Below are 13,842 nucleotides of genomic sequence, written 5' to 3' on the forward strand. Positions count from 1 at the left end.
GGGGGGGCGCTGTGCCCCCTGCGGTTTCAGCGGAAGCGGTCCACTTCCTGGCGTAACTGTGCCGCCAACCCTTCCAGTTCACGCGCGGTGAAGGCCAGTTCATTGGCCACCTCGCGTTGCTCGCCGTTGGCCTGGGCAATGCTCTGCAAGTTACGGCTGAGCAGCGTCGCGGTGCTGCTCTGCTCCTGGGTCGCGGTACTGATCACGGCAAATTGCTCACCGGCCGCACGGCTCTGCTCGTCGATACGCGCCAACGCCTGGGCCACCTTGTCGTTGCGTTCCAGGCCTTCCTGCATCAGCTGGTTGCCTTGCTCCAACGTGGTGATGGCGTGCCCGGTCTGCTGCTGGATGCTGGTGATCATGCTGGAAATCTCGTCCGTGGCCTGACGGGTTCGCGCAGCCAGCCCCCGCACTTCATCGGCCACCACGGCAAAGCCACGCCCCTGCTCGCCGGCACGCGCCGCCTCGATGGCAGCGTTCAAAGCCAGCAGGTTGGTCTGCTCGGCGATCGCGGTGATCACGCTGATGATGCCGCCAATTTCCTGCGAGCGGGCGCCCAGGCTGTCCATCACCGTAGCGGTACCGCCAAGCGCCTCGGCAATCTGTGTCAGCGAGCGCGACGCCTCGTCCATGGCATTGCGACCGATGCGGGTCTGCTGGGCGTTGTCACGGGCCATGCGCTCGGTGCCGGCCATGTTGTCGGCGATGTTCATCGAGGTGGCGCTGAACTCTTCCACCGCGCCGGCCATGCTGGTGATTTCGCCGGATTGCTGATCCATGCCCTCGCACGCGCCAGCCGACAGGCCAGCCAGCGAGCGTGCACGGGTACTGACCTGCTCGGAGGCGCCGCGGATGTGCTCGACCATGGTCGCCAGTGCTTCGCCCATCTTGTTGAAGCTGCGTGCCAGCTGGCCGATCTCGTCATCGCTGGTCACGCTCAGGCGTGCCCCCAGGTCTCCCGCCCCGAGCGCTTCTGCCTGGCGCACCAGGTCGTCCAGCGGGCGCAGCTTGCGGCGCAACAGCCACAGCGTGGCGGCGACGGCCAGCAACATCGCCAGCAGGCTGCCGATGGCCAGGCGCAGGCCGACGCTCCAGGTCACTTGGCGAATTTCTGCCATCGGCATGCTGGCGACCACGGTCCAGGGCCCTTCGGCGAAGGGCGCGGTGGCGCTGTACAGCTGCTGGTCGGCATTGGCTGGTGGTACCAGCCAGGCACCCTTCTCGTCACGCAAGGCCAACGAGCCGGTCTGGCCGATGCGGAAACGCGCCAGGTTGGCGAACTGGGCATTCTGCGCATCGGTGTAGTCGAAGCCGACGAACAGCACGGCGATCACCTGGCCACTGGCATCGCTCACCGGCACATAGCGGGTCATGTAGTTGCGCTCGAACAGCACGGCGCGGCCCACGTACATCTGCCCGGCCAGCAGTCGCGCATAGGCCGGGTGCTGGCGATCGAGCAGGGTACCGATGGCACGGCTGCCGTCCTGCTTCTTCAGGTTGGTGCTGATGCGCACGAAATCGTCACCGCTGCGCACGAACAGCGTGGCAATGCCGGCGGTCATCTGCTGGAAATCGTCGACCAGCTGAAAATCGTTGTTCAGCAGCTGATTGCCCAGGTACAGGGCAGGCGTGGCCTGGCCGGCGACCTGCACGGTCTCGCCCGCATGCAACGACAGGCCCGAGGCGAAGCGCCGCTCGAACAGGCCGCTGAGGCGCTGGGTGTTGTCCTTGAGCGAGCCGTGGAAGGTATCGAGCTGGTCGGCCAGCAAACGCGCCTCGCTGGCCAGGTGGGCCTGGCGGGTGGCGAGGTTGGCATCGTCCAGCGAGCGCAAGGCGAACAGGGTACTGCCGGAGATCACCAGTGCCAGCACGACGGCGAGGGCAACCCCCAGTTGCGAGGCGATTCGGGCACGCGGTTGAGACATGGTCAAGCTCCTGGCAAGGGGCCGGGATCGTCCTGATCACGTGGGCCACCCGCTTGTTGTCGTCGGGAAGCGCGCCCTCTTCCGGGACGCTGGTGCCACTTGATCGGCGTCGCCAGGGAATACTTGAGTGTCGGGCCGGGATATTCGCAAACCTTTGCGTCTGGCATTCAAGGCGTCGGCAGGATCTGCACATCGGGCAGATCCACCGCCGCCGCTTCGTCCTGCAGGAACCTGCTCAGGCGCCGCAAGCGCTCCCCGCCCGGGCGGGTGCGCGGCCATACCATGTAATAGTCCATGCCGCTGGGAACGGCGGTCGGCCACGGCAGGCTCAAGCGCCCCTGGGCCACGTCCTCGGCGACCATCAGCAGGTCTCCCATGGAGATGCCGTAGCCGCGCGCGGCTGCGATCATGCCGAGTTCCAGGGTATCGAATACCTGCCCGCCCTTTAGCGAAACCTGGTCGCCGAGGCCCATGCGCTCGAGCCAGGCGCGCCAATCGCGCTTGTCCGGCGTCGGGTGCAGCAGCTCGATACCGGCCAGCCGCCGTTCGTCCCATGGGCCATCCGCGAGCAGGTCCGGCGCCCCTACCGGGATCAGCAGTTCGGCGAACAACCGGCGCACCTCCCAGTCCGGCGGAAACACGCCGTCGCTGAGCAGCACCGCACAGTCGAACGGTTCGTTGCTGAAGTCCACATGGTCAACGTCCATCCAGGCACTGGTCAGTTGCACTTCGTTGCCGGGTTGCAGGTGCCGGAAGCAGCTCAGCCGCGCCAGCAGCCAGCGCATGGTCAGGGTCGAAGGCGCCTTCATGCGCAGGATGCCGTCCTCGCCACGCAAGCTCTCGCAGGCCCGCTCCAGCGCAGCGAAGCCTTCCCGCACGCCTGGCAGCAGCACCCGCGCTGCTTCGGTCAGTTGCAGGCTGCGGCCATTGCGCATGAACAGGCGACAGGCGAAATGGTCTTCCAGTGTACGGATATGCCGGCTGATCGCGCTCTGGGTGATCGACAGCTCCTCACCGGCACGGGTGAACGAGCTCAGCCGGGCGGCGGCTTCGAATGCGCGCAGGGCATACAACGGTGGGAGCTGACGTGACATGAGGCACCTGCCATGCGGGCTGGGAAAGGATCACCGGCAAGCATATATGCATGAGTCGAACTCATGCCAACGATCGCTTTTATCCTTTTGTGCAAAGTTGACCAAAGCCTCAGAATCGCCCTTCGTTGATCGCCCCAGGAAAAAGGACCGTCCCATGCATGTCGCGCCCACTACAGAACTGAAGGCTTTGCTGCGCCTGGCCGGGCCACTGATCGCCTCGCAACTGGCGCACATGCTGATGGTGCTCACCGACACCCTGATGATGGCCCGCATCAGCCCGCAGGCCCTGGCTGGCGGCGGCCTGGGCGCGGCGAGCTATTCGTTCGTGTCGATCTTCTGCCTGGGCGTGATCGCTGCGGTCGGCACACTGGTGGCGATCCGCAAGGGTGCCAACGACATCGAGGGCGCCACCCGCCTGGCGCAGAACGGCCTGTGGCTGGCCTGGGGCCTGGCGCTGTGCGCCGGGCTGGTGCTGTGGAACCTCGAGCCGGTGCTGTTGCTGTTCGGGCAAAAACCGGAAAACGTGGCTTCGGCCGCCGAATTCCTCACCCTGCTGCCGCTCGCCCTGCCCGGCTACCTGACCTTCATGGCCTTGCGCGGCTTCACCAGCGCCCTGGGCCGCTCGACCCCGGTGATGATCATCAGCCTGGTGGGCACGGTGCTCAACTACCTGCTCAACGTGGCGCTGATCGAAGGCATGTTCGGCCTGCCGAAGCTGGGCCTGATGGGCATCGGCCTGGTCACCGCAGTGGTGTCGATGGGCATGGCCATCGCCCTGGCGCTGTATATCCGCTGGCACCCGGCCTATGCCGCCTACCCGCTGCGCAAGGGCCTGTCGCGCCCGTCGCTGCCGGCCCTGCGCGAACTGTGGCGGCTGGGCCTGCCGATTGGCGGTACCTACATGGTGGAAGTCGGCCTGTTCGCCTTCGCCGCGCTGTGCATGGGTGTGCTGGGCAGTACCGAGCTGGCGGCGCACCAGATCGCCCTGCAGATCGTTTCCACGGCGTTCATGGTGCCGACCGGCTTGTCGTACGCGGTGACCATGCGGGTGGGGCTGTACTTCGGCGCCGGCAACCTGCTGGCGGCGCGCAGCGCCGGGCGGGTGGGCATCGGCTTCGGGGCGATGATCATGTTTGCCTTCGCCGCGTTGTTCTGGCTCCTGCCCGATGCGCTGGTGGGGCTGTTCATCGACCGCAACGACCCGGCCTTCGCGGCGATCTTCCAGCTGGCGGTGCAGCTGCTGGCGGTGGCGGCATGGTTCGAGCTGTTCGACGGCATGCAGACCATTGCCATGGGTTCGATCCGCGGGCTGAAGGACGCCAAGACCACCTTCCTGATCGGGCTGGTGTGCTATTGGCTGGTGGGGGCGCCGAGCGCCTGGCTGTTCACCTTTACCCTGGGCGGTGGCGCGGTCGGGGTGTGGTGGGGGCTGGCGTTGGGGCTGGCGTGTGCGGCGGTGGCCCTGACCTTTGGCTTTGAGTGGCGGATGAAGCGGCTGCTGGGGAAGGCCGGGCTGACTGACAGGTCTGCAGTGTCTGCATGACCGTTGAGGCTGCTTTGCAGCCCTTGCGTCGCGATGGCGGGCGAAGCCCTCCCAAGGCTGTCACAGACTGACCAGCTTCGGCTTGCTGTAATCCAGCAAGAACGCCATCAACTCGCCCACCGGCAAAGGCTTGCTGACCAGGAACCCTTGCACCTGGTCACAACCGAACCCGCGCAACAAGGCCAGTTGCTCTTCACTCTCCACCCCCTCGGCCACCACCTCGAGGTTGAGGTTGTGCGCCAGGTTGATCATGGCGTGCACCAGCTTGCGGTTCTCCTCACGCATTTCCATCTCGGCCACAAAACTGCGGTCCACCTTGAGCAGGGTGATCGGCAGGCTGTTGAGGTGCACGAACGAAGAGAACCCGGTGCCGAAGTCATCCAGCGAGAAACGCACGCCCAGGCGCCCCAGGGCATCCATGGTCTGGCGTACCAGCTCGTTGCGGCGCATCACCGCGGTTTCGGTCAGCTCGAACTCCAGCCAGCGGGCATCGACACCATGCTCGATGATCAGGCGGCTCAAGGTCGCCAGCAGCTGGCTGTCCTGGAACTGCCGGAAACTCAGGTTGACCGCCATGTGCAGCGGCTCCAGCCCCCCCTCGCACAGTGCCTGCATGTCACGCAGGGCACGGGAAATGACCCAGTAGCCCAACGGTACGATCAGCCCGCTCTGCTCGGCCAGCGGCACGAACTCGCTGGGCGGCAACAGGCCACGCTCGGCATGGCGCCAGCGCACCAGCGCCTCCAGGCCGACGATGCGCCCGTCGGCCAGGTTCAGCCGCGGCTGGTAGTGCAGCTCCAGCTCGTCACGGCGCAGGGCACGACGCAGTTCGCTCTCCAGGTCGGCAAGGCTGCGGGCATTACGGTTGATACGCTCGTTGAACACGTGGAAGGTACAGCCCTGGCTACCCTTGGCCTGGCGCATGGCAATGTGTGCATGCCACATCAGCGGGTCGGCCCCGCCCTGCACGCGCGCATGGGCCAGGCCCAGGCTGCAGCCCAGCAGCAGGCTTTCGCCGTCGATCCAGTACGGCTCGGCCAACGCTTCGACAATGCGCTCGGCCATCCACTCGGCGCGGTTGGCGTCTCGGCGGGTATCGATCAGCAGGGCAAATTCATCACTGCCCAGGCGTGCCAGCTGGTCGCCCGCCTCCAGCTGCTGCTTCAGGCGTGCCACCACTTGCAGGATCAGGCGGTCGCCGCTCTGGTGACCAAGCGCATCATTGACGTGGCGGAAGTTGTCCAGGTCCAGGTGGCCAAGGGCAATGCCACGGCCTTCGTTCTCGGCCAGGCGCGCGGTAAGCAAGGCCTGGAAACCCTGGCGGTTGGCGATACCGGTCAACGGGTCCTGTTCGGCCAGGCGTTGCAAGGTGGCCACCAGCACGCCGCGCTCACGCACATGGCGCAGCGAGCGGCGCAAGGTATCGGCATTGAGTTGCTCGCGCACCAGCCAATCGCTGACCGCACTCGGTGGCAGCTCGGGCTCGTGCTCGAGCAGCAGGATGGTCGGCAGGTCGCAGCGCGCGGGTGCAGGCTGTAGCGCCGGGGTCGCCAGTACGACAGCCTGGCGGTCATGACTGAACAGGCCGTCTACCGCCTCCCAGTTGGGCGCAGTCAGCAGCACTGCAGCACCGTCCAATGCATGCACGCAGTCGCGCAGCAATACGGTCCATTCCGGCTCATCAGCCAACAGCAGCAAACGCAGAGGTTCGACAGGCGTGGACAAGCGGGCTCCTTAGGGCTTCACGGTGCAACGGAAGAGTTCGGGTATGCTACTGCACAAATGAGAATGATTTTTAAATTTGTGAGCGCAAAGCTGACGTAGCGTCCCGACGCATTTTGTCGTGCATCCTGCGCGAAACGGACTCAACCGGCAAATACGTTTTTTCCAGTACCTTGCATTAGTCGCACTAATACCGGCGTTTCCACAAAAGTCTGACTCAGACGTCAGACGGTCGCGCCACAACGGGCCCATGCCTGATAGAATGCGCGGCTATTTTCTGGCGACCCCCGGTTTCTAGCATGTCCCGACTCAATCCCCGGCAGCAGGAAGCCCGTGACTATGTCGGCGGCCCTCTTTTGGTGCTCGCCGGCGCAGGTTCGGGCAAGACCAGCGTGATCACGCGCAAGATTGCCCACCTCATCCAGAACTGCGGCATCCGTGCCCAGTACATCGTGGCGATGACCTTCACCAACAAGGCCGCCCGCGAGATGAAGGAGCGGGTCGCCACCCTGCTGCGTCCGGGCGAAGGCCGTGGCCTGACGGTGTGCACCTTCCACAACCTTGGCCTGAACATCATCCGCAAGGAGCACGAGCGCCTGGGTTACAAGCCGGGCTTCTCGATCTTCGACGAGTCCGACATCAAGGCGTTGCTGTCGGACATCATGCAGAAGGAATATTCCGGCGACGACGGCATCGACGAGATCAAGAACATGATCGGTGCCTGGAAGAACGACCTGATCCTGCCGCCTGAGGCCCTGGAAAAGGCGCGCAACCCGCGCGAGCAGACCGCCGCCATCGTCTATACCCACTACCAGCGTACGCTCAAGGCATTCAACGCGGTGGACTTCGACGACCTGATCCTGCTGCCGGTCAAGCTGTTCCAGGAGCACCCCGACGTGCTGGAGCGCTGGCAGAACCGCGTGCGCTACCTGCTGGTGGATGAATACCAGGACACCAACGCCAGCCAGTACCTGCTGGTGAAGATGCTGATCGGCATGCGCAACCAGTTCACCGTGGTCGGCGACGACGACCAGTCGATCTATGCCTGGCGTGGCGCCCGACCGGAAAACCTCATGCTGCTCAAGGAGGACTACCCTTCCCTGAAGGTGGTGATGCTGGAGCAGAACTATCGCTCCACCAGCCGCATCCTGCGCTGCGCCAACGTGCTGATCGCCAACAACCCGCACGCGTTCGAGAAGCAGCTGTGGAGCGAGATGGGCGTAGGCGACGAGATCCGCGTGATCCGCTGCAAGAACGAGGAAGCCGAGGCCGAACGCGTGGCCATGGAAATCCTCACCCTGCACCTGCGCACCAACCGTCCCTACAGCGACTTTGCCATCCTCTACCGGGGCAACTACCAGGCCAAGCTGATCGAACTGAAGCTGCAGCATCACCAGGTACCGTATCGCCTGTCGGGCGGCAACAGCTTCTTCGGCCGCCAGGAAGTCAAGGACCTGATGGCCTACCTGCGCCTGCTGGTAAACCCGGACGATGACAACGCCTACCTGCGGGTGATCAACGTACCACGCCGGGAAATCGGCTCCACTACCCTCGAAAAGCTTGGCAACTACGCCACCGAACGCGGTATCTCGATGTATGCCGCCAGCGAGGAGCTGGGCCTGGGCGAGCACCTGGACGCCCGCTATACCGAGCGCTTGCAGCGCTTCAAGCACTGGCTGGACGGGGTGCGCCAGAAGGTCGCCCTGGAAGACCCGATTGCCGCACTGCATGAGATGATCCGCGACATCGACTACGAGAACTGGATCCGCCAGCAGACCGCCAGCGACAAGGCTGCCGAGTTCCGTATCAGCAACGTCTGGTTCCTGGTCGAAGCGCTGAAGAACACCCTCGAAAAGGACGAAGAGGGTGACATGACCATCGAGGACGCCATCGGCAAGCTGGTACTGCGCGACATGCTCGAGCGCCAGCAGGAAGAGGAAGAGAACGCCGAAGGCGTGCAGATGATGACCCTGCATGCTTCCAAGGGCCTGGAGTTCCCCTACGTGTTCATCATGGGCATGGAAGAGGAAATCCTCCCGCACCGCTCCAGCATCGAGGCCGACACCATCGAAGAGGAACGCCGCCTGGCCTACGTGGGCATCACCCGCGCGCGCCAGACCCTTGCCTTCACCTTCGCCGCCAAGCGCAAGCAGTACGGCGAAATCATCGACTGCACGCCCAGCCGCTTCCTCGATGAACTGCCGCCGGAAGACCTGGCCTGGGAAGGCCTGGACGACGCGCCGGTCGAGGTCAAGGCGGCACGCGGCAACAACGCCCTGGCCGATATCCGGGCGATGCTCAAACGCTGATCAACCATTACTCTTACTATTGCCGCGTACAGCGGCCACCTTTGTTTCGAGGTAAACACAGTGGAAGCACTGCACCAGAAGATTCGCGAAGAAGGCATCGTGCTTTCCGATCAGGTTCTCAAAGTCGATGCGTTTCTCAACCATCAGATCGACCCTGCGCTGATGCAGCTGATCGGTGACGAGTTCGCCCGCCGGTTCGCCGACGCCGGCGTGACCAAGATCGTCACCATCGAGGCCTCGGGCATCGCCCCGGCGGTGATGACCGGCCTGAAGCTGGGCGTGCCGGTGATTTTCGCCCGCAAGCACCAGTCGCTGACCCTGACCGAAAACCTGCTGACCGCCTCGGTGTATTCCTTCACCAAGCAGACCGAGAACACCGTGGCCATTTCGCCACGCCACCTCAACAGCAGCGACCGTGTCCTGGTGATCGACGACTTCCTGGCCAATGGCAAGGCGTCGCAGGCACTGATCTCGATCATCAAGCAGGCCGGCGCGACCGTGGCCGGCCTGGGCATCGTCATCGAGAAGTCGTTCCAGGGCGGCCGTGCCGAGCTGGACAGCCAGGGCTACCGCGTTGAATCGCTGGCCCGGGTGAAGTCGCTGGAAGGTGGTGTGGTGACTTTCATCGAATAAGGCCGCTATGCGATCTCTGTGGGAGCGGGTTTACCCGCGAATGCGATTTGGGATGCGCCATCGCATTCGCGGGTAAACCCGCTCCCACACGGGACAGTATGTCCGAGCGTTTATTTTGCAGCCTGTAAGCCCGCCAGCAGCAACCGCTGGTAAAGCTCTTCCTTCAACCCCTGCGGCTGGTCCAGCTGCATCCGCGCAAGGTGCCTCGCATAGCCCTCTGGCCCCGGTGCATCCAGTGCGGCCTTGCCCAGCTCCAGCACCTCGCTCAGCTTGAACTTGCTCTTCAACCAGTTCAGCGCGCGCAGCAGATCCCGCTCTTCAGTCGTAAAGTCCGTGCCCAGCGGATACTCCGGGAACAGCCGCGCATGCCGCGCCCTGATCGCCTCCAGGCGCTGCGGCGTGTTGTCGGTAAAGCGCGCTTCCAGTTGAAAGTCCCGGGCGAGCTTGCCGGCCTCCTTGGCCTGTTCGATCAGCCCCTGCTGGAACCGTGAATCACACACCGCCAGCAAACGCGCAATCACCTCGCTGTCGGTCTGCCCGCGCAAGTCGGCGATGCCATATTCGGTCACCACGATATCGCGCAGATGCCGGGGAATGGTGCAGTGGCCATAGGTCCAGAACAGGTTCGAAGTCACCTCTCCGCCCGCCTCGCGCCAGCTGCGCAGCAGCAGGATCGAGCGCCCGCCCTCCAGCGCATGCCCCTGGGCGACGAAGTTGTACTGGCCACCCACGCCGCTGAGCACGCGACCGTCTTCCAGCTGGTCGGCCACCCCGGCACCGAGCAAGGTCATGCCGAACACAGTATTGATGAAGCGCGCATCGCGACGCTGACGGCGCTTGAGTTGCTCCTGCCCGTACAGCTCGTTGATAAAGCTGATGCGGGTCATGGCAAACCGTGCACGCTGTTCCAGCGTCATGTCGCGCAGGCGCTGGTAGAAGGCCTGGGGGCCGAGAAAGAAGCCGCCGTGCAGCACGCTGCCCTGCGCATCCGCCGGGCGCCGCAGCAGGCCCGCTTCAGCCAGCACCAGCAGGCCGTTGACGAACATCTCGCTACAGCCATACAGCCCCTCGGCGAAAGCACCCAGCCCGCCTTCCCGTTCGACCAGCGCTTGCCATGGACCACTCTCCAGGTCATCGAGTACGGCACGGTAACCCGCGTTGTCGCCCTGGCGCGCCAGCAGGGCGGCGGCTACCGCGTCGCCCATGGCACCGATGCCGATCTGCAGGGTGCCACCATCGCGTACCAGGCTGCTGGCGTACAGGCCAATGCAATGATCCTGGGTGCTGACCGGCATGTTCGGCGTGGAAAACAAGCGACGCTGCTCGGCTTCATCGAGCAACAGGTCGAAGGCATCCATGGGCAGCTCGGCGTCGCCTGGCATGTAGGGCAGTTCGGCATGCACCTGGCCGAGCATGAGGATGGTTTCACCAGCGGCACGGCGCCTGGCGATCATCGGCAGCAGGTCGAGGGTGATGTCGGGGTTGCAGGCCAGGCTCAGATGCACCGGCCGCTCCGGGGTCGCCGCCACCAGCTGCGCAATCAGGTTCAGGCCCTTGGCGTTGATATCGCGCGCGGCGTGGCTGTAGTTGCTGCTGGTGTAGCCCTGCTGGGCTGACTCGCTGTGCAGCAGGCTACCGGGCTGCATGAAGAACTGTTCGACCCGGATGTTCGGCGGCAGGCTGTCGTTACGCAAGTCGGCGAGGTAGCTGAGCTCTTCGTAGTCGGCAAAGACCCGCTCGACGAAGGGCCCGAGAAAGCGCCGCTGCAGGCCATCGCCCAATGGCGGCCGCCCCAGGGACAGCGCGGTGTAGATGGTCAGTTGCCGCTCGGGCAGCTCGCGGATGCGGGCATAGAGTGCGTTGACGAAGGCGTTGGGCTTGCCCAGGCCCAGCGGCAGGCCCATGTGGATGTGGGCTGGCAGGCGCGCCAGGACCTGTTCGACAGCCTGGTCGATGGAGCAGAGGTGCATCGGGGCCTCCTGAGACATCCAAGGGTTCAGGGGTTGGACATGGGCCGGAAGTCATTGGTTGCCTGTACCGGCCTTTCGCGGCTGAAGCCGCTACAGGTACAGCGTCGGCCTCAAGGAGCGTGAGGCCATTGCAGGAGCGGCTTCAGCCGCGAAGAGGCCGGTACAGGCGCGATAAAAACAAAGCCCGCCAGAATCAGGCGGGCCTTGTGCAATTCAGCTGCTTCTCACAGCCCGGACATCTTCTTGATGGCCCCTTTGAGGTCATCATCCGAACAATCGGCGCAGGTGCCTTTCGGCGGCATGGCGTTGATACCGGTGATGGCCTTGGCCAGGATGCCGTCCAGGCCGCCCTGGTGGTCGGCACGTTCTTTCCAGGCTGCGGTGTCGCCGATCTTCGGCGCGCCGAGCAGGCCAGAGCCATGGCAGGCGTTGCAGTGTTTGGCGATGATCTCGTCCGGTGTCTTGGCGCCCCCGCCACCTGCGGCAGCGGCCACTTCCATGCCCTTGCATTCCTGGCCCTGCACACACACCTGGCCAACTGGCTCCAGGCGCTTGGCGATGTCGTCATTGGTCGCAGCGGTTGCGCTCATTGCCCAGAGGGCGAATACGGCTGCTGGTACGGCCAGCATCTTCTTGATTTGGTTCACGCGAACACCCTCATGGTGGCTAATCACGCTCGCGGCCACGAATCGGCGAGCGCTGAAAAGTATAGCGGGAACCCGGAAGCCGTGAAACGACCCTACACGGGAAAGGGGTATTGCCGAATCAATGCACTGCGCTGGATCAAAAGTTCGAAGGGGTCGCCGCGCTGATCAACCGCGCCGGCCGGTCAAACGGGTTGCGGAAGCGGTGCGGGCGGGTGCTTTCGAAGTAGTAGCTGTCGCCTTCCTCGAGGATGAAGATCTCGTTGCCGACCACCAGCTCCAGGCGGCCTTCCAGCAGGATGCCGGTTTCCTCGCCGTCATGGGTAAGCATTTCGGCACCCGTGTCGGCACCTGGCGGGTACACCTCGGTAAGAAAGGCAATGGCACGGTTGGGGTGCGACTTGCCGACCAGCTTCATGGTCACCGCACCGTCCGAGATATCGATCAGCTCATGGGCCTTGTAGACGATCTGCGTGGGGCTTTCAGGTTCCAGCTCGACCGAGAAGAACTCGACCATGGACATGGGAATACCGCTCAGCACCTTGCGCAGCGAGCTGATCGACGGGCTCACGCTGTTCTTCTCGATCATCGAGATGGTGCTGTTGGTCACCCCGGCACGCTTGGCGAGCTCACGCTGGGACAGGCCCTTGAGCTTGCGGATGGCTTGCAGTCGTTCGCCGACGTCCAAAGCTGGAGCCTCCTGAAACGGTGGAAAAGGGGGTGGATGTGAACGATATCATGGCAATGCCGTTCAGTATTTACAACACACAGCCCCTCAACCTGTCCGCTTCAGCGTTTCATTCGCCGCAGTAGTCCCGTGGTACCCGCTTCAGGTTGCAGAAGATCTGGTAGGGAATGGTGCCAGCCTGGGCAGCGACCTCGCTGGCCAGCACATGCTTGCCCCACAGTTCGACGGGGCTGCCGACGGTCGCTTCCGGTATGTCGGTCAGGTCGACGTTGAGCATGTCCATCGATACCCGGCCGATCAGCTGCGTGCGCTTGCCGGCGACCAGCACCGGGGTGCCATTCGGCGCCTGGCGTGGGTAGCCATCGGCATAGCCCATGGCGACCACGCCCACACGGGTCGGCCGCGGGCTGATGAACTTGGCGCCATAGCCCACCGGCTCGCCGGCGGGCAGCTCGCGCACGCTGATCACCCGCGATTGCAGGGTCATCACCGGTTGCAGGCGCTCGGCCTCGGCCTGGGCCACTTCGAACGGCGTGGCACCGTACAGCATCAGGCCTGGGCGTACCCAGTCACTGGGTGCCTGCGGCCAGCCCAGCACAGCGGGCGAGTTGCGCAGGCTGCATTCGGCGGCCAGGCCCTGGCGGGCGGCCTCGAATACGGCGATCTGCTGGGCGGTGGCGTCGGCATCCAGCTCGTCGGCGCGGGCGAAGTGGCTCATCAGCACGATGCGCGCGACCTTGCCACTGGCCAGCAGGCGCTGGTAGGCCTCGTGGTAATCCTTGGGGTGCAGGCCGACACGGTGCATGCCGCTGTCGAGCTTGAGCCAGACGGTGAGCGGCTTGTGCAACTGGGTTTGCTCGATCGCTTCCAGCTGCCACAGCGAATGCACCACGCACCACAGGTTGTGCTCGGCGATCAGCGCCAGTTCGCTGGCCTCGAAAAAGCCCTCCAGCAACAGCACCGGGGCCTTGATACCGGCAGCGCGCAGCTCCAACGCCTCTTCGATGCAAGCCACGGCAAAGCCGTCGGCTTCGGCTTCCAGGGCCAGGGCACAGCGCACGGCGCCATGGCCGTAGGCATCGGCCTTGATCACCGCGAGGGCTTTGGCACCGGTCAGTTCACGGGCCAGACGGTAGTTGTGGCGCAGGGCCTGGAGGTCGATCAGGGCGCGGGCGGGACGCATGGCGGCTGCCTTATGGTGGTTCGGGTTGAAATCGGTGTTGGGGTCTTCGCGGGCTCGCCCGCTCCCACAGGTACTGCACAGTTTTCAACATCTGTGGTGTTCCTGTGGGAGCGGGCAAGCCCGCGAAGAGG

Annotated in this window: 10 protein-coding genes and 1 pseudogene; 3 read left to right on the forward strand and 8 right to left on the reverse strand. The window is 64.4% G+C overall.

The window, feature by feature from the left end; translation table 11 throughout:
* Positions 1-26 precede the first annotated feature (26 nt).
* The 3 genes and pseudogenes from ACLEJP_RS04985 to ACLEJP_RS04995 all read right to left on the reverse strand — a co-directional run bounded on the left by ACLEJP_RS04985 (position 27) and on the right by ACLEJP_RS04995 (position 3,019).
* On the reverse strand, positions 27-887 hold the full coding sequence (locus ACLEJP_RS04985; RefSeq protein ID WP_440804956.1) for a methyl-accepting chemotaxis protein: 861 nt from the start codon (positions 885-887) through the stop codon (positions 27-29).
* Positions 885-1,925 (reverse strand): annotated as a pseudogene (locus ACLEJP_RS04990) (Cache 3/Cache 2 fusion domain-containing protein); the annotation flags it as partial. The pseudogene ACLEJP_RS04990 and the gene ACLEJP_RS04985, both read right to left, overlap by 3 nt.
* Before the next feature lie 167 nt (positions 1,926-2,092).
* The gene (locus ACLEJP_RS04995) at positions 2,093-3,019 is read right to left on the reverse strand and encodes a LysR substrate-binding domain-containing protein (RefSeq protein ID WP_440804744.1); all 927 of its coding nucleotides are present in this window, start codon (positions 3,017-3,019) and stop codon (positions 2,093-2,095) included.
* Between the two features lie 154 nt (positions 3,020-3,173).
* Here ACLEJP_RS04995 and ACLEJP_RS05000 point away from each other — a divergent pair, with 154 nt between their 5' ends.
* Complete coding sequence (locus ACLEJP_RS05000; RefSeq protein ID WP_440804745.1) at positions 3,174-4,562, forward strand: NorM family multidrug efflux MATE transporter; 1,389 nt, start codon at positions 3,174-3,176, stop codon at positions 4,560-4,562.
* Between the two features lie 60 nt (positions 4,563-4,622).
* Here the strand turns inward: ACLEJP_RS05000 and ACLEJP_RS05005 are convergent, their stop codons facing one another.
* Positions 4,623-6,287: a putative bifunctional diguanylate cyclase/phosphodiesterase gene (locus ACLEJP_RS05005; protein ID WP_440804746.1), complete on the reverse strand. Its 1,665-nt coding sequence runs from the start codon at positions 6,285-6,287 to the stop codon at positions 4,623-4,625.
* A gap of 296 nt (positions 6,288-6,583) precedes the next feature.
* Here ACLEJP_RS05005 and rep point away from each other — a divergent pair, with 296 nt between their 5' ends.
* Together rep and ACLEJP_RS05015 are read left to right on the forward strand one after the other, a co-directional pair.
* Positions 6,584-8,593, forward strand: coding sequence for a DNA helicase Rep (rep, locus tag ACLEJP_RS05010; RefSeq protein WP_440804747.1), 2,010 nt, complete (start codon positions 6,584-6,586; stop codon positions 8,591-8,593).
* 60 nt (positions 8,594-8,653) lie between these two features.
* Positions 8,654-9,226, forward strand: coding sequence for a xanthine phosphoribosyltransferase (locus ACLEJP_RS05015; RefSeq protein WP_289133416.1), 573 nt, complete (start codon positions 8,654-8,656; stop codon positions 9,224-9,226).
* Positions 9,227-9,336: 110 nt separating this feature from the next.
* Here ACLEJP_RS05015 and ACLEJP_RS05020 read toward each other — a convergent pair whose 3' ends face one another.
* The 4 genes from ACLEJP_RS05020 to alr form a co-directional block, all read right to left on the reverse strand.
* Positions 9,337-11,196, reverse strand: a complete 1,860-nt coding sequence (locus tag ACLEJP_RS05020; RefSeq protein ID WP_440804748.1) for an acetyl-CoA hydrolase/transferase C-terminal domain-containing protein — start codon at positions 11,194-11,196, stop codon at positions 9,337-9,339.
* Between the two features lie 224 nt (positions 11,197-11,420).
* Positions 11,421-11,825 carry a c-type cytochrome gene (locus ACLEJP_RS05025; RefSeq protein WP_038408395.1) on the reverse strand — a complete coding sequence of 135 codons (405 nt, stop codon included), beginning with the start codon at positions 11,823-11,825 and terminating at the stop codon, positions 11,421-11,423.
* Between the two features lie 154 nt (positions 11,826-11,979).
* Positions 11,980-12,528, reverse strand: coding sequence for a cupin domain-containing protein (locus ACLEJP_RS05030; RefSeq protein ID WP_013974777.1), 549 nt, complete (start codon positions 12,526-12,528; stop codon positions 11,980-11,982).
* A gap of 109 nt (positions 12,529-12,637) precedes the next feature.
* Positions 12,638-13,711: an alanine racemase gene (gene alr / locus ACLEJP_RS05035; protein WP_440804749.1), complete on the reverse strand. Its 1,074-nt coding sequence runs from the start codon at positions 13,709-13,711 to the stop codon at positions 12,638-12,640.
* Positions 13,712-13,842: the final 131 nt, after the last annotated feature.

The sequence above is a fragment of the Pseudomonas sp. SMV7 genome, assembly GCF_052041995.1.
Classification (GTDB): domain Bacteria; phylum Pseudomonadota; class Gammaproteobacteria; order Pseudomonadales; family Pseudomonadaceae; genus Aquipseudomonas.

Excerpts from the sequence above, each read along its gene's own strand:
- ACLEJP_RS05025 (WP_038408395.1), bottom strand. The coding sequence starts at position 11,825 with ATGCTGGCCGTACCAGCAGCCGTATTCGCCCTCTGGGCAATGAGCGCA.
- rep (WP_440804747.1), top strand. The coding sequence starts at position 6,584 with ATGTCCCGACTCAATCCCCGGCAGCAGGAAGCCCGTGACTATGTCGGC.
- alr (WP_440804749.1), bottom strand. The coding sequence starts at position 13,711 with ATGCGTCCCGCCCGCGCCCTGATCGACCTCCAGGCCCTGCGCCACAAC.
- ACLEJP_RS05000 (WP_440804745.1), top strand. The coding sequence starts at position 3,174 with ATGCATGTCGCGCCCACTACAGAACTGAAGGCTTTGCTGCGCCTGGCC.
- ACLEJP_RS04985 (WP_440804956.1), bottom strand. The coding sequence starts at position 887 with ATGGGCGAAGCACTGGCGACCATGGTCGAGCACATCCGCGGCGCCTCC.
- ACLEJP_RS05020 (WP_440804748.1), bottom strand. The coding sequence starts at position 11,196 with ATGCACCTCTGCTCCATCGACCAGGCTGTCGAACAGGTCCTGGCGCGC.
- ACLEJP_RS04995 (WP_440804744.1), bottom strand. The coding sequence starts at position 3,019 with ATGTCACGTCAGCTCCCACCGTTGTATGCCCTGCGCGCATTCGAAGCC.